Source organism: Bradyrhizobium sp. IC4059, from assembly GCF_020193615.1.
GTDB lineage: Bacteria > Pseudomonadota > Alphaproteobacteria > Rhizobiales > Xanthobacteraceae > Bradyrhizobium > Bradyrhizobium yuanmingense.
Genome location: NZ_JADYVH010000004.1, coordinates 486,563 through 508,456 on the forward strand (window position 1 = coordinate 486,563; position 21,894 = coordinate 508,456).

Below are 21,894 nucleotides of genomic sequence, written 5' to 3' on the forward strand. Positions count from 1 at the left end.
GGAGACAGCGCCATGGCCTATCTCGAGCTCGATCGGGTCGCAAAGCAGTTCGGCACGCAGACTGTGGTCGATGACTTCAGCCTGTCGGTGGGGAAGGGGGAGTTCATCTCCTTCCTCGGCCCGTCCGGCTGCGGCAAGACCACGACGCTGCAGATGATCGCGGGCTTCCTCGATCCGACGCGCGGCGCGATCCGCCTCGAGGGCAAGGACCTGACCGCGATCCATCCGGCAAAGCGCGGCCTCGGCATCGTGTTCCAGAGCTACGCGCTGTTTCCGCACATGACCGCGGCGGAGAACGTCGCCTTCGGCCTCGAGATGCGTGGCGTGCCGCGCGCTGAAAGGTCCGAACGCGTCCGCGCCGCACTCGCGATGGTGGGCCTCGCCGGATACGAGGATCGCCATCCGCGCCGCATGTCCGGCGGCCAGCAGCAGCGCGTGGCACTGGCGCGTGCGCTGGTGATCAAGCCCAGCGTGCTGCTGCTCGACGAGCCGCTGTCGAACCTCGACGCCAAGCTGCGCGAGGAGATGCAGATCGAGCTGCGCCAGATCCAGCGCACCGTCGGCACCACCACGATCCTGGTCACGCATGACCAGAACGAGGCGATGTCGCTGTCGGATCGCATCGTGGTCATGAGCCAGGGCAAGATCGAGCAGATCGGCACGCCACAAGAGACCTATGAAAGGCCGGCCTCGGCCTTCGTCTCGCAATTCCTCGGCAAGACCAACGATTTTGCCGGAACGATCGACCGGACCGTCGCGCCGACGCAGTTGGTGGCCGGCTCCTGGCGCGCACCGGCGCCGGCTGGGCTCGGCGGTCCCGTCACCGTCAGCGTTCGCCCCGAAAGAATCGGCTTTGGCGATACAGGGCTCAGCGGAAAGATCATCACGCGCATCTTCCAGGGCAATCACTGGCTGTTCCAGTGTGACAGCGAATGCGGCCCGGCGATCGTCATCCGCCAGAACGACGGCAAAGCGCAGCCGGCCGAAGGCGACGCGGTTCGCCTCACCTGGCGGCCCGAGGACATGAGCGTGCGCGCGAGGGCTGGCGCATGAGCATGGCCGCGGAGGAGCGCAGCACACGCGCGCCGTGGGTGCTGACCGCGCCCGCCTTGATGCTGTTCGTCGGCGTGCTGCTGATTCCGCTGGCGATGACGGTGATGCTGTCGTTCCACGATTGGGGCCAGTACAAGGGCATCGAGCCGGTCTTCATTCTCAAGAACTGGCACGAGATCGCGACCGATCCTTACTACGCCGAGATGTTCTGGCGGACCTTCCGCATCGCGATCCTGACCACTTTGCTCACGGCGCTGCTCGGCGCACCCGAAGCCTATATCCTTAACCGCATGAGCGGCCGCTGGAAGAGTTTTTTCCTGCTTGTCATTCTCGGGCCGCTCTTGATCTCAGTGGTGGCGCGAACGCTGGGCTGGGCCCTGCTGTTCGGTGGCAACAACGGCCTCGTCAACAAGCTGCTGATGTCGCTCGGGCTGATCGGCTCCCCCATTCCCTTCATGTTCACCGAAACAGGCGTGGTGATCGCGCTCGCGCATGTGATGATGCCGTTCATGGTGCTGTCGGTATGGGCCGCCCTCCAGCGGCTCGATCCGCAGATCGAGAATGCTGCGATGTCGCTCGGCGCGGGCCCTGCGACCATCATCCGCCGCATCATCATGCCCCAGATCATGCCAGGCGTGCTGTCGGGCGCCATCATCGTGTTCTCGCTCTCGGCCAGCGCCTTCGCAACGCCGGCGATCATCGGCGGCCGCCGGCTCAAGGTCGCGGCAACGCTCGCCTATGACGAATTCCTCAACACGCTGAACTGGCCGCTGGGCGCTGCGGTCGCAACGCTGCTGCTGGCCGCATTGGTGCTGATCGTCGTCGGCAGCAACGCACTGATCGAACGCCGCTATGCGGAGGTGTTCCGATGAGCCGGAACGGTCCGCTCGCGCTGATCTTTCACACCATCTTCGTCATCGTCATGGTGGCGCCGATCCTGGTGGTCTGCCTCGTCGCCTTCACGCCTGAGGGATACCTGTCGCTGCCGACCAACGGCTTCTCGCTGCGCTGGTTCAGGACCATTGCGAACTACCCCGAATTCATTCACGCCTTCTGGGTCAGCCTCGGCCTTGGCGCGTTGTCCTCCCTCGTGGCACTGCTGTTCGCGGTGCCGGCGGCGCTGGCGATCGCGCGCTATCGCTTCCGTGGTCGTGATGTGCTGGCGGCGCTGTTCCTGTCGCCGCTGATGATCCCGCATGTGGTGCTCGGCATCGCCTTCCTGCGCTTCTTCACTTCGGCCGGTCTCGGCGGTAGCTTCGCGGCGCTGATCGTCGCGCATGTCATCATCGTGTTCCCGTTCGCGCTGCGGCTGACGCTGGCGGCGGCGACCGGCATGGACCGCACGGTCGAGATGGCGGCGGTCTCGCTCGGCGCCGGCGGCTGGACGCTGTTCCGCCGCGTGACCTTGCCGCTGATCCTGCCCGGCGTGATTAGCGGCTGGGCGCTCGCCTTCATCCAGTCCTTCGACGATCTCACCATGACCGTCTTCCTTGCGGCGCCCGGGACCGAGACGTTGCCGGTCCGCATGTTTCTCTACATCCAGGACAACATCGATCCGCTCGTGACGTCGGTCTCGGCCTGCGTGATCGCAATCACCATGGCCGCCCTCATTTTGCTCGACCGCTTCTACGGGCTCGACCGTGTGCTCGCTGGCAAGGGCGATACGGGACGATAGGAGAACTCATGTCAGGAGATTACGACGTCGCCGTCGTCGGCGGCGGACTGCTCGGCTCCGCCATTGCCTGGGGCCTCGGCCGGCTCGGCAAGAAGGTCGCCGTGCTCGACGAAGGCGACATCACCAAGCGCGCCTCGCGCGCGAACTTCGCATTGGTGTGGGTGCAGAGCAAAGGGCTCGGCATGCCGGCCTATACGCGGTGGACCGTGCAGGCCTCGCAGGCGTGGGGCCGGCTGGCCTCCGAGCTGAAGCAGCAGACCGGCCTCGACGTCGCCCTGCAGCAGAACGGCGGTTTTCATCTCACGCTCGGCGAGGACGAATTCGGCCAGCGCACCGAGCTCGTCAAGCGCATGCACAACCAGGTCGGCGCGGCCGACTACAAGATGGAGATGCTGCGGCCGTCCGAGGTGAAGGAGGCGCTGCCGCTGATCGGCCCCGAGGTCTCCGGCGGCAGCTATTGTCCGCTCGACGGCCACGTCAATTCGCTGCGCACCTTCCGCGCCTTCCACACCGGCTTCATTGCGTTCGGCATCGACTATTTTCCGGAGCGTCCGGTCTCGGCGATCAGCAAGAGCCGGGGCGAATTTCGGCTGATCACGCCGCAGGGCGAGCTGCGCGCCGCCAAGATCGTGCTCGCCGCCGGCAACGCCAACCAGACGCTGGCGCCGATGGTCGGCCTCTTTGCGCCGATGGGCCCGACTCGCGGCCAGGTCGTCGTGACCGAGCGCACCATGCCGTTCCTGCCGCATCCGCTGACCACGATCCGCCAGACCGACGAGGGCACGGTGATGATCGGCGACAGCAAGGAGGACGATCTCGATGATCGCACGCTGAAGCCGTCGATCAGCGGCGTCATGGCCGATCGCGCGCAGCGCATGTTCCCGCATCTGGCGCGGCTCAACGTGGTCAGGAGCTGGTCCGGCATTCGCGTCATGCCGCAGGACGGCTTTCCGATCTACGATCAGTCGGAGACGCATCCCGGCGCCTTCGTCGCCTGCTGCCATTCCGGCGTGACGCTCGCCTCCAACCACGCCTTCGAGATCGCGCGCATGGTGGCGCAGGGCGCGCTCGAGCCGGAGCTGGTCGGCGCGTTCTCGGCCAGCCGTTTTGGCGGCGCAGGTGCTGCGAACAGCAGCGGCTACTAGAGATTCTGAGAAGGAGCCAAGAGGCATCCCCATGTTCAAGCGATCCGAACAGGACAAGCGGCCACAGGTGCAGATCTTCGTCGATGGCGTCGCGGTCGCAGCGCGCCAGGGCGACACCGTCTCCGCCGCACTGCTGGCCTCCGGCGTTGACGCACGGCGTTCCACCGCGGTGAGCGGCGCGCCGCGTCTGCCTTATTGCATGATGGGCGTCTGCTTCGACTGCCTCGTCACCATCGACGGCGTCGGCAACCGGCAAGGGTGCCTCGTGCCCGTCGCCGAGGGCATGCAGATCGAAATCCAGAAGGGCAAGCGGGAGATCGGAAAATGAGCGTGGCTCCCAAGCGCGAAAACTATGACGTCGTGGTGATCGGCGCCGGGCCCGCGGGCCTTGCTGCTGCCGCAACATCCGCCGAGGCCGGCCTCTCGACGCTGCTGCTCGACGAGAACATCGGCCCCGGTGGCCAGGTGTTTCGCGCCATCGCCTCGACGCCGGTTACCGAGCGCAATCAGCTCGGCGCCGATTATTGGGTCGGCGCCGATCTCGTGCAGTCGCTGCGCGCGAGCAATGCGGAGGTCATTCACCGCGCCACCGTCTGGAGCCTCGACCGCAATCTCGATATCGCCGTCTCGATCGGCGGCGCCTCGGCCTTCGTCAAGGCGAAACGCGTGATTCTCGCGACCGGTGCGCTGGAGCGGCCGCTCCCAATTCCCGGCTGGACGCTCCCGGGCGTGATGACCGCGGGCGCGGCGCAGACCATGCTGAAGTCCTCGGCGCTGGTGCCCGACGGACGCACCGTGATCGCAGGGCAGGGGCCGCTGCTCTGGCTGCTCGCCGCGCAGATACTGCGGCTTGGCGGCCGCATCGATCGCATCCTCGACACCACCCAGCGCGGCAATTATTTCGCCGCGCTCCCGCACGCTTTCGCCTTCCTCACCTCGCCCTATTTCGCCAAGGGCCTGTCGATGATGCGCGAGGTGAGGGCGAAGGTGCAGGTCGTCTCCGGCGTCACCGAGCTTGCGGCTTCCGGTGATGGCCAGCTTGCCAGCGTGAGCTACGTCGCCGGCGGCAAGCGCGAGACCATCGCTGCGGACCTGTTGCTGCTGCATCAGGGCGTCGTGCCCAACGTCAATCTGGCGATGTCAGCCGGCATCGAGCATCGCTGGGATGATCTGCAATTGTGCTGGTCGCCAGTGCTCGACGCGAGCGGCAATTCGTCGGTCGCCGGCATCGCGATCGCCGGTGACGGGGCCGGCATCGGCGGCGCGAGTGCAGCCGTGGTGCGCGGTCGCATTGCCGCGCGCGCCGCCGTCGAAGCACTGGCGCCCGCTTCTGCCGCAAAACTTCCCGCAATGGCGACGCTCCGTTCCGACCTCGCCAAGGCTGAGCGTGGTCGCCTGTTCCTCGACACGCTGTTCCGCCCCGCCCCGCAGTTCCGGATTCCTTCAGGCGATACCATCGTCTGTCGTTGCGAAGAGGTCACGGCAAAGGACGTTCTCGATTCCGTCGCGATCGGCGCGACCGGGCCGAATCAGCTCAAGGCCTATCGCCGCACCGGCATGGGCCCGTGCCAGGGCCGGCTCTGCGGCCTCACCGTCACCGAGCTGATGGCGCGGGCGCGCGGCAAGACCCCGCAGGAGATCGGTTACTACCGGCTGCGCGCGCCGGTGAAGCCGATCACGCTGGCCGAACTCGCCGCCGTTCCCAAGAGCGAGGCCGACGTCAAGGCTGTGGTGCGCGGATGAGCACAAATGTGGATGCGATCGTCATTGGCGGCGGCATCCACGGGTGCTCGACCACGCTGCATCTGTGTCTCGCCGGCCTGAAGCCGGTGCTGATCGAGAAGGACTATGCCGGCCGTCACGCCTCGGGCGTCAATGCCGGCGGCGTCCGGCAGCTCGCGCGGCACATTCCCGAGATTCCGCTGTCGATCCGCTCGATGGACATCTGGGAGAAGATCACGGATCTCGTCGACGACGATTGCAGCTTCGAGAGCTACGGCCAGGTGCTGGTCGCCGAGAACGAGGACGAGCTCGCCCTTTGCCGCGCCCGCGTCGCCGAGCTCAATGCGCTGGGCTTCACCCACGAGGAGCTGATCGACGCCGCCGAACTGCGCCGGCTGGTGCCGGCGGTGGCCGAGACCTGTCCCGGCGGTGTGGTTTCTCGGCGTGACGGTGCGGCCAATCCGGCGCAGACGACGACGGCGTTCCGCCGCAAGGCCGAGCAATTGGGCGCAACTGTGCGCGAAGGCGTAGCTGCCGGCAGCATCCGGCACCGTGACGGCCTCTGGCACGTCGATGCCGGGTCGGAGAGCTTTGCCGCGCCGGTGCTGGTGAATGCTGCCGGCGCCTGGGCCGGCAGGATCGCGGCTCATCTCGGCGAGCCCGTCCCGGTCGAAACCGTGGCGCCGATGCTGATGATCACCTCGCGCGTGCCGCACTTCATCGACCCCGTCGTGATCCTGCGTGGTCGAAAGCTGTCCTTCAAGCAGTTCAAGAACGGCACCGTGCTGATCGGCGGCGGCCATCTGGCGACGCCCTATCAGGATCGCAACGAGACGGTGCTGGACTGGAAGAGCCTTGCGACCAGTGCGCAGACCGTGTTCGAGCTGTTTCCGGTGATGCGCAGCGCCAACATCGTCCGTGCCTGGGCCGGCATTGAAGCCAAGATGAAGGACGACATTCCCGTGTTCGGGCCGAGCTCGCGTCACAAGGGCCTCTATCACCAGTTCGGCTTCTCGCTGCACGGTTTCCAGCTCGGCCCTGGCGCCGGCGCCGTGATGGCGGAACTGATCGTCAACGGCGGCACCCAGACCCGTATCGGCGAACTCGGCATCGACCGCTTCCACTCTTCCACGCTCTAAACAAGAGGATATCATGAGCATCACCCGCAGCATCCGCACGCCCATCATGCACCGCGCCGTCGAAGCCAATGGCTTCGTCTTCCTCGGCGGCACGATCGCCGACGACACCTCGGTCTCGATGGGCGAGCAGACCCGCAACATCCTCGGCAAGATCGCCGGCTATCTGAAAGAGGCGGGAACCGACAAGAGCCGCGTGGTCAGCGCCTCGATCTTCGTCACCGATCTCTCCAAGAAGAAAGAGATGGACGCGGCCTGGACCGAATTCTTCGGCGACAACCTGCCGACCCGCGCCACCGTCGGCGTCGCCGATCTCGGCGGCGGCGCGCTAATCGAGGTGGTGGTGACCGCGCTCAAGGGCTGATGGCGCACGGCGAGGAAGGACGACAGCGCCAATCACGCTGTTGTCTCCTCGAGCCGCGCCTTGATCTCGCCTTTTGATGGGACTAGTTAGAGAGTTCCTCAATCAGGATCTTCGCAGCCATGGATTTCACCCCGACCGCAACGCCCATCCGCCTTGCTCACGGAGAATTCCATGCCTGCTTCAATCGTCCTGTCGAACCTGTCGCTGTCCACGCCTGACGGGCGCTCTCTTTTCTCAAACCTCGATCTGACATTCGGCGCCGAGCGAACTTGTCTCGTCGGCCGTAACGGCGTTGGCAAGACGACGCTGCTTGCGTCGATGCTCGGCGAACATGTTCCTCAGTCGGGACGCGTTCTGATCAACGGCACTATAGGCTTGTTGCGCCAGGACGTGCAGGTTCTTGCCGGCGCGACCGTGGCGGATCTGTTCGGCGTGCGGCCGGCGCTCGAGTTGATGCGCCGTGCCGAGCGGGGCGACGCCTCCGCCGACGAGGTCGCTGCGGTCGACTGGACGCTCGAGACGCGGCTTGAGGCCGCGTTGGCGCGCCTCGGGTTCGATCCGTCTCCCGATACGGCGCTGTCGTGCCTGTCCGGTGGCCAGATCACGCGGGTTCGTCTCGCCGCGCTGGTGTTCGCTGCGCCTGACTTCCTGCTGCTGGACGAGCCCACCAACAATCTCGACCAGGACGGACGCAGAGCCGTCACCGATCTGCTGGCTGCCTGGCGCGGCGGCGCGATTATCGTCAGCCACGACCGGACACTGCTCGACACCATGGATGCGATCGTCGAGCTGACGTCGCTCGGCGCGACGCGATATGGTGGCAATTGGAGCAGCTTTCGAACGCAGAAGGCCATCGAGCTCGCGGCTGTGAGGCACGATCTCGCGCTTGCCGAGAACCGGCTGTCCGAGATCGACGGGAGGGCGCGGGAGGCCGCGGAGAAGAAAGCGCGCAAGGACAGCGGCGGCAGAAAGAAGCGCGCCAAGGGCGACATGCCGCGCATCCTGGCCGGCGCCCGCAAGGATCGCAGCGAGGACACCGGCGGCAAGAATGCGCAAATCGCCGAGCGGCAGCGCGCGGAAGCGCTTCAAGCCATCGACACGGCGCGCCGGCGCGTCGAGGTTCTTCAGCCGCTCTCGGTCAAATTGCCCGCAACCGACCTGCCGGCGGGGAGGGAGGTGCTTTGGCTTGACGGTGTCAGCGCTGGCTTTTGGCCGGAGCAGCCAGTCGTGCGCGACCTCTCATTTGCGGTGGTCGGGCCGGAGCGCGTCGGGCTGGTCGGGCCCAATGGCTCCGGCAAGACGACGCTTCTGAAGCTCATCGTGGGCGAGCTGCGTCCGCTTGCGGGCATCGTGCGGCTCAGGCCGGATTTCGCGTTGTTCGACCAGAAGGTCAGCCTGCTCGACCCGGCGCGCTCCATCCTGGACAATTTTCGGCGTCTCAATCCGAAGGCCGGTGCGAACGAGTGCCATGCCGCGCTGGCCCGGTTCATGTTTCGCGCCGATGCCGCCTTGCAAATCGCCGGGAGCCTGAGCGGCGGGCAAATCTTCCGCGCGGGCCTCGCTTGCGTGCTGGGCGGGCAGCCGCCGCCGTCGCTGCTGATCCTGGACGAGCCGACCAATCATCTCGACTTCGAGTCCATCGAAGCCGTCGAGGCCGGCTTGCGGGCCTATGACGGCGCACTGCTGGTCGTCAGCCATGACGAGGCGTTCCTGCAGGCGATCGGGATCACGCGGCGGATCGAACTTGCCGCCAATTTGCCGCGCATCGATGGCGGGATCGTCTGATCCCGCTTGGCGCTCTGGATCTGGCTGTGATTTTCAAAAGCCCGACGCCCTGCCCCCAGCGCGTCGGGCGGAAAAAAATGAGTATAAATCCGTGATCCCAACGCCATTGTTGTGACGCGGGCCGCATCGATTTTCTACTCCGGGAAACTACCGCATCGGAACCAGGCTTCGTCTGCCCACCGATTGCGCGGCCTAGGATGCCGCGCCTCCACCCGGCTCCAGCGCCTCGCCGATCTCCAGCGGATGCGCCATGGTCTCGTGCAGCGCGTCGCGGTCGAGCTCGCCTTCGGAGATGCTGATGACCACGCAGGCAACGCCATTGCCGATCAGGTTGGTGAGCGCGCGGCATTCACTCATGAACTTGTCGATGCCGACCAGGATCGCGATCGACTGGATCGGGATATCAGGCACGATCGACAGCGTCGCAGCGAGCGTGATGAAGCCGGCGCCGGTCACGCCCGAGGCCCCCTTGGAGGTGATCATGGCGATGCCCAAAATGCCGAGCTCCTGCCAGATGGTCAGATGGGTGTTGGTCGCCTGCGCCAGGAACAGCGTCGCCAGCGTCATGTAGATGTTGGTCCCGTCGAGGTTGAAGCTGTAGCCGGTCGGGATGACGAGGCCGACCACGGAGCGTGAGGCGCCGAGATGCTCCATCTTCTGGATCATCTGCGGCAGCACGGTCTCGGAGGACGAGGTGCCGAGCACGATCAAGAGCTCGTCCTTGATATAGGCGATGAAGCGCAGGATCGAGAAGCCGGCGAGCCGGGCGATCGAACCCAGCACGATCAGCACGAACAGGATACTGGTCAGATAGAACGTGCCGATCAGCGCGGCGAGATTGAGCAGCGAGCCGAGGCCGTAGGCGCCGACGGTGAACGCCATGGCGCCGAAGGCGCCGATCGGCGCGACGCGCACGATGATGCGGATGATGCCGAAGAACATCTTCGCCGCCTTGTCGATCGCGTCCGCAATGGGCTCGCCGGCCTTGCCGAGAAAGGCGATGGCGAAGCCGGAGAGAATCGAGATCAGCAGCACCTGCAAGAGGTCGCCGCGCGCGATCGCCCCGAGATAGCTGTCGGGAATGATCGCCATCAGATGGGCGACGATGCCCTCTTCGTGGGCCTTGGTGACGTAGGTCGCCACCGAATTCGGGTCGATCGTGGCTGGATCGATGTTGAAGCCGTGCCCGGGCTGGAGAATCTCCCCGACCAGAAGGCCGACCGCGAGGGCCACGGTCGAGACCGTCTCGAAATAGATCAGCGATTTCAGCCCGACCCGGCCGACCCGCTTCAGATCGCCCATCGAGGAGATGCCGTGCACCACGGTGCAGAAGATCACGGGCGCGATCATCATCTTGATCAGCGCGATGAAGCCGTCGCCGAGCGGCTTCAAGGCCTTGCCGAGATCGGGATAGACATAGCCGATGAGCACGCCGAGTGCGATCGCGATCAGCACCTGGACGTAGAGGATCTTGTACCAGGGCTGATGCCGGCGCTGGATGGCTGACGGGATCGCAATCTGTGTCATAATGTAGGCTCGGGAACGGATTGATCGTGCATGATTTGCATCATGTGATGGGCGCCGCAGAAGCGACAATCACATTTTTGTCTGTTGGCACGACCATCGGTCGTTGCGTCGAACTTGGGTGGGAACATGACGATCGCAACAGGCTCGGACGAGCAGAGTTATTTTCCACGTTGGAAGCTCAAGACCTCGGGCGTGATCATGCCGGAGGAGCGGCTGTCCTGGGGCCAGACCATCGTCTCGGGTCTTCAACATTGCGTCGCGATGTCCGGTGCGACGATCATCGCGCCGCTGTTGATGGGGTTCGATCCCAACGTTGCAGTTCTGTTCTCCGGCGTCGGCACGCTGATCTTCTTCGTCATCGTCGCCGGGCGCGTGCCGAGCTATCTCGGCTCGAGCTTCGCCTTCATCGCCGTCGTCATCGCCGCCACCGGCTATGCCGGGCAGGGGCCGAACCCGAACCTGTCGGTTGCGCTCGGCGGCATCGTCGGCGCCGGAGTGCTGTATGGCCTGATTTCGCTGGTCGTGATGTGGTGTCGATCCTGCTCGGCTTCTCGCCGAAATTCGGCGCGCTCATCTTGTCCATCCCGGGTCCCGTCATCGGGGGGCTTTCGATCGTGCTGTTCGGGCTGATCGCGGCGATGGCCGGACGAATCTGGGTCGAGAACAAGGTCGACTTCGCTAATCCTGCGAACCTCATCACGGTCGCGGTGGCGCTGATCGCAGGGGCCGGCGATCTCACGCTCAAATTCGGTGCATTCACGATCGGCGGCATCGGCACCGCGACCTTCGGCGCGATCATCCTCTATCAGATCTTGACCTCGCCGCGCGCGCAGCGAGCTGACTAGATCCCGGCATCTGCGAGGGATGGAACAAAACGCCGGTTCCATCCATGATGATGCATCCCGGAGAAAACACATGCCGCAAACCGAACGCTCGACCCCGTTTCCCTCGCGCCTCGTCGGCCAGTACGCGCTGGTGACCGGCGCCTCACAAGGCATCGGCCGTGCCGTCGCCATCCGGCTCGCCCAGGAAGGCGCGACCGTCGCCATCAATTATTTCGGCAGTCCCGAGGGGGCGGACGAGACGCTCGCGCTCGCACGAACCGCATCGAGCGATCGCGGCCACGGCAGGCTCGACCATATCGTCGCCAAGGCCGATATCGGCAATGAGCAGGACATCGCCGCGATGTTCGAGACGGTCCTGGCGCGTTTCAAGCGCCTCGACTGTCTCGTCAACAATGCCGGCTTCCAGCGGGAATCGCCGAGCGAGGCGCTCGACGTCGAAACCTATCGCCGCATCATCGACGTCAATCTCAACGGCGCGGTACTCTGCTCGCAGAAGGCACTCGCCCATTTCGTCGCGCGCGGAGGAGGCGGCTCCATCATCAACTGCTCCAGCGTGCACCAGATCATTCCCAAACCCGGCTATCTCGCTTACTCGATCAGCAAGGGCGGCATGGCCAATCTGACGCGCACGCTGGCGCTGGAATTCGCCGGCCAGCGCATCCGCGTCAATGCGGTTGGTCCCGGCGCGATCGACACGCCGATCAATGCGGCCTGGACCGGCGATCCGGAGAAGCGCGGCGTCGTCACCTCCCACATTCCGATGGGGCGCGTCGGCACGCCGGAAGAGATCGCCGCGGTGTTCGCCTTCCTCGCCTCGGACGACGCCAGCTACATCACCGGGCAGACTATCTATGCCTGCGGGGGCCTGACGCTGTTTCCAGAGTTTCGGGAGAACTGGGCAAGCTGAAAACCGGCTTGGGGTTGCGCGCGCCTCGCGTGGGATAGAGGGGCGCGACCGGTTGGGGATCTGCGGCGCCGTGTGCTATCGACCGTGGATGGCGCTGCCGCTATTGGCGGGCGCCGACACGTGAAGGGCCCGTGACCACAACCATCAACATCAATGCCTATAGTGACGCGCTGGTGGTGCTCGGGACTGCCGGCGTGGTGGTGCCAATGGTCCGGCATTGGGGCATCAATCCCGTGCTGGGCTATCTCGGGGCCGGCGCCATTCTCGGTCCGCTCGGGCTCGGCTCGCTCGTCAAGGACGTCCCGGTCCTGTACTGGTTCACCGTGACGGACGCCCAGAACGTCGAGGGTATCGCCAATCTCGGCATCGTGTTCCTGCTATTCCTGATCGGGCTCGAGCTGTCTTTCAGACGGCTCATGACGATGCGGCGTCTGGTGTTCGGGCTCGGCGGCCTGCAAGTCCTCGCGACGTCGGCCATGATTTTCGGCGTGGCGCTTCTCTTCGGGCAGAGCTCCGATACGGCCGTGATCCTCGGCGCGAGCCTTGCGCTGTCCTCGACGGCGATCGTGCTCGAGCTCCTGTCCGCCGAGAGGCGGCTTTCCACCTCGGCCGGGCGCGCCAGCTTCTCGGTGCTGCTGGCTCAAGACCTCGCAGTCGTCCCCATTCTGGTTTTCGTCTCGGTGCTCGGCGCGGGAAGCGGTGGCTCGGTCGTGGCGCACATCTCCAGTGCGGTCCTGAAGGCTGTGCTGGCGGTAGCCTTCCTCACTCTGGTCGGACGGCTGCTGATCCGTCCGCTCTTCCAGATGGTCGCAGGCACCCATTCGACGGAGTTGTTCGTTGCCGCGACCTTGTTCGTCATCGTCGGCGCAGGCCTTGCCGCCCACCAGGCTGGCCTGTCGATGGCGCTCGGAGCCTTCGTTGCAGGACTGATGCTGGCGGAAACCGAATATGGCAAGGCCATCGAGGCCACCGTCGAGCCGTTCAAGGGCCTGCTGCTGGGCATCTTCTTCTTCACAGTCGGGATGGCGATCGACGTCCGTGTGTTCCTGCGCGAGCCCGGCTGGCTGCTGGCCGCCGTCGTCGGCATTCTCGTCGGCAAGGCGATCGTGCTGATCATCCTGGGGCGCCTCTTCAGGCTGTCATGGCCCGCGGCGATCGAGATCGGCTTCCTGCTGGGCCCCGTCGGCGAATTCGCCTTCGTCAGCATCGGAATGGCGGCGGCCGGAGGCATGATCGAGCCCCGCGTGTCGAGCTTTGCCGTCGCCGTCACCGCCGTGACGATGGCCCTGACGCCGCTTCTGGGCATGCTCGGGCGACGATTGGCCGCGAAGCTGAGCAGCGAACGCACGCCCGATCCCGAGCTCGCGGTCCGGCCGCCCGGCGACCGGGCGCAAGCCATCGTGGTCGGCTATGGCCGTGTTGGAAAGGTCGTCTGCTCCCTGCTGACCAGCCATGGCCTGAACTACATCGCGGTCGATCACGCGGCCGTCGACGTGGCGCGCGACCGCCGCGACGGTCACAAGGTCTATTTTGGCGATGCGACAGAGCCGGGTTTCCTCGAAGCCTGCGGCTTGATGCAGACGACCGGCGTGATCATCACCATCCAGTCGCGGCCGGCGATCGATGCCGTCGTCGAGCGGATCCGGGCGGTGCGGCCGGACGTGCTGATCGTCTCGCGTGCGCGGGACGCCGATCATGCCCGGCACCTTTACGCGATCGGCGCAACCGATGCGGTGCCGGAGACCATCGAGGCGAGCCTGCAGCTCTCCGAAGCCGCACTGGTCGGCCTCGGCGTTGCAGTCGGGCATGCGATCGCCTCGGTGCACGAGAAGCGGGACGAGTTCAGGCTGACGCTGCAGCAGGCCGCGCGGATCGCGGGACAAGAGAAAGCTCGTCCGCTCGATCTCACGGGACGGCGGTCGCCGCGATAGCGGCTATGCGGCCGCCATGCGCCGGGATTGTCGTCATCTGGCAAAACGGGCCGGCGCGAACTACATCATGCGCCATGACGAATGCCCCTCCGGCAAAACCTCCGCTCCAGGATTTCATCGGCCGGCGCGAACGCCTGTTCGTGCTGACGGGCGCCGGCTGCAGCACCAATTCCGGGATTCCCGACTATCGCGACAGCCAGGGCAATTGGAAGCGGACCCAGCCCGTCAACTTCCAGGCCTTCATGTCGGACGAGCACACCCGTCGGCGCTATTGGGCGCGCAGCCTGATCGGCTGGCAGCGGTTCGGCCGGGCGAGGCCCAACGATGCGCATCGCGCGCTGGCCCGGCTCGAGGCGAACGGCCGGTGCGGGATGCTGCTGACCCAGAACGTTGACCGGCTGCATCAGTCGGCCGGCCACCGCCAGGTGATCGACCTGCACGGCCGGCTCGATCTGGTCCGCTGCATGGGCTGCGGGGCGAAGACGCCGCGCGAGGAGTTTCAGCATGCGCTCGGCCGGGCCAATGCGGCATGGCTGACGCTCGATGCCGCCGATGCACCCGACGGCGACGCCGATCTGGAGCACGAGGATTTTTCCTCCTTCGAGGTGCCACCTTGCGAAGCCTGCGGCCGCATCCTCAAGCCCGACGTGGTGTTCTTCGGTGAGAACGTGCCGCGCGAGGTGGTCGCCACGGCGCAGGATCATCTGGCAGAAGCCGATGCCATGCTGATCGTCGGCTCGTCACTGATGGTCTATTCCGGCTTCCGCTTCGTCCAAGCCGCCGCGCGGCGCAATATCCCCATCGCCGCGGTCAATCTCGGCCGCACCCGCGCCGACGATCTCCTGACGCTGAAGGTTGAGGAGCGCTGTGAAGCGGCGCTTGCATTCCTGCTCTGATCGCTCAGGCGCGAACACGCCTTGCCTATTGCATAGGTGCCGCGCAAAATAGCCGGGCACAGCGTTGCAGGCATGTCTCATGGCACGGGAATTGCTGCGCCTTTGGACCCGAACTTGACGATCAGCACGGAGAAATTGGAATGCTCGAGGGAGCCGAGGTGCGGCTTGCCGTTGATATCGGTGGCACGTTCACCGACATCGTGCTGGACGTGGGACAAGACCGCAAAACCCGCAAGGTGCTGACGACGCCGCAGCGGCCCGAGCAGGCGGTGCTGGACGGCATGCGGCTCATTCTTGCCGATGCGCGCGCGCATATCAGCGATATCGACGTCTTCATCCACGGCACGACGCTTGCGACCAACGCTATCATCGAGCGGCGCGGCGCCAAGACGGCGCTGATCGCAACCGAAGGCTTTCGCGACGTGCTCGATATCGGCACCGAGAGCCGCTACGACCAGTACGATCTCAGCATCGACAAGCCGAAGCCGCTGGCGCCGCGCGGCCTCCGCTTCACCGTGCCCGAGCGCATCGACGCCCACGGCGCCGTCCGCCTCCCGCTCGACGAGACGGCCGTGCGCGCGCTCGCGCCGAAATTGCGTGAACTCGGCGTCGAGAGCGTCGCGGTCGCCTTCCTACACTCCTACGCCAATCCCGAGCACGAGCGACGCGCAGCGGCGATCATGGCCGAGGAGATGCCCGGCATCTCCGTCACATTGTCTTCCGCCGTCTGTCCCGAAATTCGCGAGTATGAGCGCACATCGACTGCGGTCGCGAACGCCTATGTGCAACCCCTGATCGACGGTTATCTCGCCCGCATGGCCGACGCCCTGCAGGTCGAGCAGTTCCGCGGCGCGATCTACCTCGTCACCTCAGGCGGCGGCGTCACCTCGATCGAAACCGCGCGGCGCTTTCCGGTGCGTCTCGTCGAATCCGGGCCGGCCGGCGGCGCGATCTTCGCGGCGCAGATCGCGGCGAGGCTTGGCGAGAGCAAGGTGCTGTCCTTCGACATGGGCGGCACCACCGCAAAAATCTGCCTGATCGAGAAATACCAGCCCGAGACCTCGCGCGTGTTCGAGGTCGATCGCGCCGCGCGCTTCCTCAAGGGCTCCGGCCTGCCGGTGCGCATCCCCGTGATCGAGATGGTCGAGATCGGCGCCGGCGGCGGTTCGATCGCCCATGTCGACGCGATGAAGCGCGTCACCGTCGGCCCGGAGAGCGCCTCGTCGGAGCCGGGACCGGCCTGCTATGGCCGCGGCGGTCAGCGCCCCGCGGTGACGGATGCCGACGTTGCGCTCGGAATGATCGATCCTGACGCCTTTGCGGCCGGCACGATCAAGCTCGATCCGGAGCTGTCGAAACAGGCGCTGCTGCGCGATGTCGGTGCGCCGCTCGGCCTGTCGGCGGAAACAGCGGCTTATGCCGTGCACGAGGTGGTCTGCGAGAACATGGCGAGCGCCGCGCGCGTGCACGCTGTCGAGCGCGGCGCGGTGGTCGGCCAGCACACGCTGATCGCCTTCGGCGGCGCCGCGCCGCTGCATGCGGCGCGCGTTGCCGAGAAGATCGGCGTCTCCCGCGTGATCGTGCCCTCGAACGCCGGCGTCGGCTCGGCGGTCGGATTTCTGGCGGCTCCCATCGCGTATGAATTGGTGCGCAGCCGTCACGTCCGGCTCGATGATTTCGATACCGAGGCGGTCTCTGACTTGCTTCAGGACATGGTGACCGAAGCGCGCGCGCTGGTCGAGCCGGGCGCGGCCGGCGCGCCGGTGCGCGAGCGCCGCGCGGCTTTCATGCGCTATGTCGGCCAGGGCCACGAGATCACCGTCGAGCTGCCGAACCGTCCGCTGACGACGGCCGATCTCGCCGGTCTGCGGCAAAAGTTCGAGGCCGACTATTCGGCGATGTTCGAGCGACCGATCCCGGGCGCGGCGATCGAGGTGTTGAGCTGGTCGGTGCTCGCGACCACCGAGGCGCGCAATCCGCCCGCCGTCGCTTCCGTGGCGCGCCAGCCCGCGGCCAAGGCGTCCGGCAGCCGAAAATTCTTCGACGGCCGGGCCGGCGAAGTGATCGAGATCCCGCTCTATCGGCGCGAGGACATGGCGCCAGGGGCGACCATCGCAGGCCCCGCCGTGATCGCGGAAGACGAAACCTCGACCTTCGTCTCCACCAGTTTCGACGCCCATATCGACGGTGCCGGCAGCATCGTCATGGAACGAAAGGCGGCCTGATCATGAGCAAGGCAAATGGCGCGAGCCTGATCGACCTTCAGATCATGTGGCACCGGCTGATCGCCGTGGTCGAGGAGCAGGCGCAGGTGCTCTTGCGCACCGCCTTCAGCCCGATCGTGCGCGAATGCGGCGACCTCTCGGCCGGCGTGTTCGACCTCAGGGGCCGGATGCTGGCGCAGGCGGTGACCGGCACGCCCGGCCACGTCAATTCGATGGCGGAATCGGTCAAGCACTTCATCGCTCACTTCCCGATCGAGACGATGAAGCAGGGCGATGCCTACATCACCAACGATCCCTGGATGGGGACCGGTCATCTCAACGATTTCGTCGTCACCACGCCCTGCTTCAAGGACGGCAAGGTCGTCGCACTGTTCTCCTGCACCAGCCATCTCATGGACATCGGCGGTATCGGCTTCGGGCCCGATGCCACCGACGTGTTCATGGAGGGGCTCTACATCCCCATGCTGAAGCTGATCGACCAGGGCGTCGTCAACGAGACGCTGATGGCGATGATCCGCACCAACACGCGGCTTCCGATCGACACCGAGGGCGACACCTATTCGCTCGCCGGCTGCAACGACGTTGGCTGCGAGCGCCTGGTCGAGATGATGAGCGAGTTCGGCATCGAGACGCTCGACGAGCTCGGCGACTACATCTGCGACCGCTCGCGCGAGGCCGTGCTGGCCGAGATTGCAAAGCTGCCGAAGGGCAGCTGGCGCAACACCATGGTGGTCGACGGATATGATGCCCCGGTGACGCTGGCGGCGACGCTGACCATCTCGGATACCGGCATCCACGTCGATTTCGACGGCACGTCCGCCGCGTCAAAATTCGGCATCAACGTGCCGCTGTCCTACACCACCGCCTATACCGTGTTCGGCCTCGGCTGCGTCGTCGCCTCGCAGATCCCCAACAATGCCGGCTCGCTCTCGCCGCTGACGGTGTCTGCGCCGGCCGGTGCCATCCTCAATGCGCCGAAGCCGGCGCCCGTGGCGTCGCGCCACGTCATCGGCCAGATGCTGCCGGACGTCGTGTTCGGCTGCCTGCGCCAGATCATTCCCGAGCGCGTGCCTGCGGAAGGCACCTCCTGCCTGTGGAATCTCAACGTGCGCGGCCAGACCCGCTCCGGCGCCGGCGGCAATTACGGTTTCTCGATGGCAGTCACCTCCAACGGCGGCACCGGTGCGCGCTTCGGCAAGGACGGGCTGTCGGCGACCGCCTACCCAAGCGGCGTGCGCGGCACGCCGGTCGAGATCGCGGAGACGCAGACGCCGCTGATCTTCTGGCGCAAGGAGCTGCGCCCGGATTCCGGCGGGGCAGGGCGCACCCGCGGCGGCCTCGGCCAGATCATCGAAGTCGGCAGCGGGGTCGATGCGCCGTTCGACATCCTCGCCGCGTTCGACCGCATCGACCACCCGCCGCGCGGGCGGGACGGCGGCCAGAACGGCGAGGCCGGCTATGTCGGTCTCAAGTCCGGCAAGAAGCTGCGCGGCAAGGGCTTTCAGCAGGTGCCGCCGGACGACCGGCTGGTGGTGCTGACGCCCGGCGGTGCCGGCATCGGCGATCCCAGGGAGCGCGATCGCGCGGCCGTCAACGACGACGTCGCAAGCGGTCTCGTGTCTTCGGAGAACGCAGTCAAGGTCTATGGGTACGCGCGTTGATGCATCAACGCGCTCGGTAAACGGAGGGGAGCAATGATTACGCGACGGAACTTCACTGTGGGCGCAGCGACGCTGCTCGCCGCCGGCCACATCTCGACTCGCGCACGGGCGGCAACGAGCTGGGATATGTCGACGGTCTGGCCCGACGGCAATTTCCACACCCAGAACGCGATGGCGTTTGCGGAGGAGGTGAAGAAGCAGAGCAATGGTGCGGTCGCCATCACCGTGAAGGCCGGCGGCCAGCTCGGCTTCAAGGGGCCCGAGCACTTGCGGGCCGTGCGCGACGGCCTGGTGCCGCTCGCCGACGTCCTCAACATCCAGCAGGTCGGCGACGAGCCCTTCATGGGCGTCGAGAGCATCCCCTTCCTCTGCGGCTCCGTGGAGGAGCTCAAGGTGCTGCACAAATATGTGCGGCCTGAATACGAGAAGATCGCTGCGCGCAACAACCAGAAGATACTCTACATCGTGCCGTGGCCGACGCAATATCTGCATCTGAAGGCGAAGGTCGCCGACGTCGAGGGCCTCAAGAACATCAAGATCCGCGTGCCCGACAAGAATGCGGTCGAGATGCTCAATGCCATCGGTATGGCGGCGGTGATGATCCCTTGGGGCGAAACGATCCCCGCACTCGCCTCCGGCGCGGTGGCCGGGGTCTCCACCTCGTCGGTGTCCGGCGTCGACGGCAAGTTCTGGGAGTTCCTGAAATACGTCTACCCGACCAACCATGTCTGGTCGTCGCAGATGCTCACCGTCAATCTCGATGCCTGGAAGGCGCTCGGCGCCGATCAACAGAAGCTGGTCGCTGACATCGCGGCGAAGATGGAGCCCGGCTTCTGGGCCAATTCGCTCAGGGCCGATGTCGACAGCCTCAACCGCCTCAAGGAGGGCGGCATGGAGGTGGTGCCGGTCTCGGACGCCATGATGAAGGACATCCGGGCCAAGACCGCGCCGCAGTTGGATGCCTTCCTCAAGCGCGTGCCGGCGGCCGACAAGCCGGTGCGGGCCTATCTCGCCGAAATTAAGCGCGGCTGAGGGCGAGGCGTGGTGAGCCTTTCGCCTGAAGCATCGCAAAGCCTCAACGCGGCGGCGCCTGCGCCGCTGCGCATCGTCCTCGACGGCATCGATCGCCTCGGCCGGCTCGATGGCTGGATCGGCGGCTTCTGTCTCCTGATGCTGACGCTGTTGATGCTGTGCGAGGTCGCAACCCGCTTCCTCTCGAACTTCCTACCGTTCTTCCCGCCGACCATCTCGATCGCGTGGGAATATTCCTCCTATCTGATGGCGGCGGCCTTCACTTTCGGTGCCGCCATGACGCTGCGCGTCGGCGGCCACATCCGCGTCGTGCTGCTCCTGAAGAACGCACCCGTGCCGGTGCAGCGCGCGCTCGAGATCCTCTCGGCGGCGGCCGGCTTCGCCTTCATGGCGTTCCTGACCATGGCCATGGCGAAATTCGCCTGGAGCGCCTTCGTGCGCGGCCAGGTCTCGACCTCGAGCGACACGCCGCTGTGGTTTCCGCAAGCGATCGTCACCTTCGGCATGTTGCTGCTGACGCTGCAGTTCCTGGCGCGTGCGATCCAGGCCGCGCTCGGCCTGCCGATGGAGGATCATCGCATGAAGGCCTCGCCCGTCGAATGATCGCCTTGCCCGCATCCGGATCCAAGATCGCATGACCATCGAAGTCGTCGCCCTTTTCGCGATCCTGTTTGTGCTGCTGGCTTGCGGCGTCTGGATCGGCCTCACGCTTGCGCTGACCGCGACGATGCTACTCGCGATGTTCCGTTCGGTCCCGCTCGACAAGCTGCTGCCGCAATACGCCTGGAACATCCTGACCACGCAGGAGCTGCTGGCGCTGCCGCTGTTCATCCTGATGGGTGAGTTGCTATTCCGCACCCGTCTGTCACGCTCCCTGTTTCAGGGATTGGCGCCCTGGGCCGGGCTGCTGCCCGGGCGCCTGCTGCATGTGAACGTGATCGGCTGCACCATCTTCGCGGCGATCTCGGGCTCGTCGGCCGCGACGACGCAGGTGATCGGCCGCATGTCGCTCAGCGAGCTCACGCGCCGAGGTTATTCCCGTGACATCGCGATCGGCTCGCTCGCCGGCGCCGGCACGCTGGGCTTCCTGATCCCGCCCTCCAACATCATGATCATCTACGGCGTGCTCGGCGACGTCTCGATCCTGAAGCTGTTCACCGCCGGCGTGCTGCCGGGCTTCCTGCTGGCCGCGACGTTCATGGCCTGGGTGATGCTGCACACCACCCTCAAACCCGCGATGGTGCCCGAGACCGAAGCCAAGCTCTCGCAGGTGCCGTGGAGCGAGCGCTTTGCAGCACTGAAGGATCTCGCGCCGGCGCTGTTCCTGATCGCATGCGTGCTCGGCTCGATGTATGGCGGGCTCGCAACGCCCTCGGAAGCTGCCGCGGTCGGCGTGCTCGGCGCGGCCCTGGTTGCCTGGGTGCAAGGCGCAATGTCGCAGCAGGTGATCCGCGACGTCTTGATCGGCTCGGTCGTCACCTGTTCGATGATCGCGCTGATCGTGCTGGGAGCCTCGATCCTCGGCAATGCCGCGGCCTTCCTCGGCATCCCGCAGGCGGTGGCCGCGTTCGTCAAGAGCCTCGGCCTGTCGCCCTTCATGCTGATCGTGGCGCTGATCGTCTTCTATCTCGTGCTCGGCTGTTTCCTCGACGGCTTCTCGATGATCGTGATGACGCTGCCGATCGTGCTGCCGATCGTGAAGGGTGCCGGCTTCGACGAGGTCTGGTTCGGCGTCTTCCTTGTGCTCGCCGTGGAGATGGCGCAGATCACGCCGCCCGTCGGCTTCAACCTGTTCGTGATCCAGGGGCTGACCGACGACGGTCTCGGCTATATCGCCCGCGTCACGATGCCGTACCTCATGATCATGATCGGATTCGTGCTGCTGCTGACGCTGTGGCCGGGCATCGTCACGATTCTGCCGAAGGTGCTTTACGGATAAGACGACTTGTTCCGGGATCGGCGGATCGAAAGCAAAAACGGTCAGCGTCGC

The 21,894-nt window shown here is 65.8% G+C and carries 18 protein-coding genes and 1 pseudogene; 18 read left to right on the forward strand and 1 reads right to left on the reverse strand.

From position 1 onward, the window contains the following. The first annotated feature begins 12 nt into the window (after positions 1–12). The 9 genes from I6F12_RS15815 (at position 13) to I6F12_RS15855 (ending at position 8,880) form a co-directional block, all read left to right on the forward strand. Complete coding sequence (locus I6F12_RS15815) at positions 13–1,053, forward strand: ABC transporter ATP-binding protein (RefSeq protein ID WP_225156791.1); 1,041 nt, start codon at positions 13–15, stop codon at positions 1,051–1,053. Next, positions 1,050–1,925: an ABC transporter permease gene (locus tag I6F12_RS15820; protein ID WP_225156792.1), complete on the forward strand. Its 876-nt coding sequence runs from the start codon at positions 1,050–1,052 to the stop codon at positions 1,923–1,925. The genes I6F12_RS15815 and I6F12_RS15820 overlap by 4 nt, the downstream gene beginning before the upstream one ends. Next, positions 1,922–2,728 (forward strand): ABC transporter permease, encoded by an 807-nt coding sequence (locus I6F12_RS15825; RefSeq protein WP_109142479.1) that lies wholly within the window; start codon positions 1,922–1,924, stop codon positions 2,726–2,728. Before I6F12_RS15820 ends, I6F12_RS15825 begins: the two co-directional genes overlap by 4 nt. Before the next feature lie 8 nt (positions 2,729–2,736). Then, positions 2,737–3,873 carry an FAD-dependent oxidoreductase gene (locus I6F12_RS15830; RefSeq protein WP_225156793.1) on the forward strand — a complete coding sequence of 379 codons (1,137 nt, stop codon included), beginning with the start codon at positions 2,737–2,739 and terminating at the stop codon, positions 3,871–3,873. Between the two features lie 31 nt (positions 3,874–3,904). Further along, the gene (locus I6F12_RS15835) at positions 3,905–4,201 is read left to right on the forward strand and encodes a (2Fe-2S)-binding protein (protein WP_025034065.1); all 297 of its coding nucleotides are present in this window, start codon (positions 3,905–3,907) and stop codon (positions 4,199–4,201) included. Beyond that, positions 4,198–5,616 (forward strand): NAD(P)/FAD-dependent oxidoreductase, encoded by a 1,419-nt coding sequence (locus tag I6F12_RS15840; RefSeq protein ID WP_109142481.1) that lies wholly within the window; start codon positions 4,198–4,200, stop codon positions 5,614–5,616. Before I6F12_RS15835 ends, I6F12_RS15840 begins: the two co-directional genes overlap by 4 nt. After that, positions 5,613–6,734, forward strand: a complete 1,122-nt coding sequence (locus tag I6F12_RS15845; protein WP_225156794.1) for an FAD-dependent oxidoreductase — start codon at positions 5,613–5,615, stop codon at positions 6,732–6,734. The genes I6F12_RS15840 and I6F12_RS15845 overlap by 4 nt, the downstream gene beginning before the upstream one ends. A gap of 13 nt (positions 6,735–6,747) precedes the next feature. Then, on the forward strand, positions 6,748–7,095 hold the full coding sequence (locus I6F12_RS15850) for a RidA family protein (protein ID WP_028138431.1): 348 nt from the start codon (positions 6,748–6,750) through the stop codon (positions 7,093–7,095). Positions 7,096–7,266: 171 nt separating this feature from the next. Further along, the gene (locus I6F12_RS15855) at positions 7,267–8,880 is read left to right on the forward strand and encodes an ABC-F family ATP-binding cassette domain-containing protein (protein ID WP_225156795.1); all 1,614 of its coding nucleotides are present in this window, start codon (positions 7,267–7,269) and stop codon (positions 8,878–8,880) included. 192 nt (positions 8,881–9,072) lie between these two features. Here I6F12_RS15855 and I6F12_RS15860 read toward each other — a convergent pair whose 3' ends face one another. After that, positions 9,073–10,407 carry a dicarboxylate/amino acid:cation symporter gene (locus I6F12_RS15860; RefSeq protein WP_225126345.1) on the reverse strand — a complete coding sequence of 445 codons (1,335 nt, stop codon included), beginning with the start codon at positions 10,405–10,407 and terminating at the stop codon, positions 9,073–9,075. A 126-nt stretch (positions 10,408–10,533) separates the two neighbouring features. On the opposite strand from I6F12_RS15860, the pseudogene I6F12_RS15865 reads away from it, so the two are divergent. The 9 genes and pseudogenes from I6F12_RS15865 to I6F12_RS15905 all read left to right on the forward strand — a co-directional run bounded on the left by I6F12_RS15865 (position 10,534) and on the right by I6F12_RS15905 (position 21,843). Next, positions 10,534–11,252, forward strand: a pseudogene (locus tag I6F12_RS15865) (solute carrier family 23 protein). 70 nt (positions 11,253–11,322) lie between these two features. Then, positions 11,323–12,159, forward strand: coding sequence for a glucose 1-dehydrogenase (locus I6F12_RS15870; RefSeq protein ID WP_225156796.1), 837 nt, complete (start codon positions 11,323–11,325; stop codon positions 12,157–12,159). A 131-nt stretch (positions 12,160–12,290) separates the two neighbouring features. Beyond that, positions 12,291–14,090: a cation:proton antiporter gene (locus I6F12_RS15875; protein ID WP_225139275.1), complete on the forward strand. Its 1,800-nt coding sequence runs from the start codon at positions 12,291–12,293 to the stop codon at positions 14,088–14,090. 74 nt (positions 14,091–14,164) lie between these two features. Beyond that, on the forward strand, positions 14,165–14,986 hold the full coding sequence (locus tag I6F12_RS15880) for an NAD-dependent protein deacetylase (protein ID WP_225156797.1): 822 nt from the start codon (positions 14,165–14,167) through the stop codon (positions 14,984–14,986). 140 nt (positions 14,987–15,126) lie between these two features. Further along, entirely contained in the window at positions 15,127–17,211 is a 2,085-nt protein-coding gene (locus tag I6F12_RS15885; RefSeq protein WP_225141135.1) for a hydantoinase/oxoprolinase family protein, read from the forward strand. Positions 17,212–17,213: 2 nt separating this feature from the next. After that, entirely contained in the window at positions 17,214–18,872 is a 1,659-nt protein-coding gene (locus I6F12_RS15890; RefSeq protein WP_225126338.1) for a hydantoinase B/oxoprolinase family protein, read from the forward strand. Between the two features lie 33 nt (positions 18,873–18,905). Then, complete coding sequence (locus tag I6F12_RS15895; protein ID WP_225156798.1) at positions 18,906–19,904, forward strand: TRAP transporter substrate-binding protein; 999 nt, start codon at positions 18,906–18,908, stop codon at positions 19,902–19,904. Positions 19,905–19,913: 9 nt separating this feature from the next. After that, positions 19,914–20,507: a TRAP transporter small permease gene (locus tag I6F12_RS15900; protein WP_225156799.1), complete on the forward strand. Its 594-nt coding sequence runs from the start codon at positions 19,914–19,916 to the stop codon at positions 20,505–20,507. A gap of 31 nt (positions 20,508–20,538) precedes the next feature. Continuing rightward, the gene (locus I6F12_RS15905) at positions 20,539–21,843 is read left to right on the forward strand and encodes a TRAP transporter large permease subunit (RefSeq protein ID WP_225156800.1); all 1,305 of its coding nucleotides are present in this window, start codon (positions 20,539–20,541) and stop codon (positions 21,841–21,843) included. The last annotated feature ends 51 nt before the right edge of the window (positions 21,844–21,894 follow it).

Excerpts from the sequence above, each read along its gene's own strand:
- I6F12_RS15830 (WP_225156793.1), top strand. The coding sequence starts at position 2,737 with ATGTCAGGAGATTACGACGTCGCCGTCGTCGGCGGCGGACTGCTCGGC.
- I6F12_RS15840 (WP_109142481.1), top strand. The coding sequence starts at position 4,198 with ATGAGCGTGGCTCCCAAGCGCGAAAACTATGACGTCGTGGTGATCGGC.
- I6F12_RS15850 (WP_028138431.1), top strand. The coding sequence starts at position 6,748 with ATGAGCATCACCCGCAGCATCCGCACGCCCATCATGCACCGCGCCGTC.
- I6F12_RS15880 (WP_225156797.1), top strand. The coding sequence starts at position 14,165 with ATGACGAATGCCCCTCCGGCAAAACCTCCGCTCCAGGATTTCATCGGC.
- I6F12_RS15885 (WP_225141135.1), top strand. The coding sequence starts at position 15,127 with ATGCTCGAGGGAGCCGAGGTGCGGCTTGCCGTTGATATCGGTGGCACG.
- I6F12_RS15820 (WP_225156792.1), top strand. The coding sequence starts at position 1,050 with ATGAGCATGGCCGCGGAGGAGCGCAGCACACGCGCGCCGTGGGTGCTG.
- I6F12_RS15890 (WP_225126338.1), top strand. The coding sequence starts at position 17,214 with ATGAGCAAGGCAAATGGCGCGAGCCTGATCGACCTTCAGATCATGTGG.
- I6F12_RS15825 (WP_109142479.1), top strand. The coding sequence starts at position 1,922 with ATGAGCCGGAACGGTCCGCTCGCGCTGATCTTTCACACCATCTTCGTC.
- I6F12_RS15845 (WP_225156794.1), top strand. The coding sequence starts at position 5,613 with ATGAGCACAAATGTGGATGCGATCGTCATTGGCGGCGGCATCCACGGG.
- I6F12_RS15895 (WP_225156798.1), top strand. The coding sequence starts at position 18,906 with ATGATTACGCGACGGAACTTCACTGTGGGCGCAGCGACGCTGCTCGCC.
- I6F12_RS15855 (WP_225156795.1), top strand. The coding sequence starts at position 7,267 with ATGCCTGCTTCAATCGTCCTGTCGAACCTGTCGCTGTCCACGCCTGAC.
- I6F12_RS15870 (WP_225156796.1), top strand. The coding sequence starts at position 11,323 with ATGCCGCAAACCGAACGCTCGACCCCGTTTCCCTCGCGCCTCGTCGGC.
- I6F12_RS15815 (WP_225156791.1), top strand. The coding sequence starts at position 13 with ATGGCCTATCTCGAGCTCGATCGGGTCGCAAAGCAGTTCGGCACGCAG.
- I6F12_RS15860 (WP_225126345.1), bottom strand. The coding sequence starts at position 10,407 with ATGACACAGATTGCGATCCCGTCAGCCATCCAGCGCCGGCATCAGCCC.
- I6F12_RS15835 (WP_025034065.1), top strand. The coding sequence starts at position 3,905 with ATGTTCAAGCGATCCGAACAGGACAAGCGGCCACAGGTGCAGATCTTC.
- I6F12_RS15905 (WP_225156800.1), top strand. The coding sequence starts at position 20,539 with ATGACCATCGAAGTCGTCGCCCTTTTCGCGATCCTGTTTGTGCTGCTG.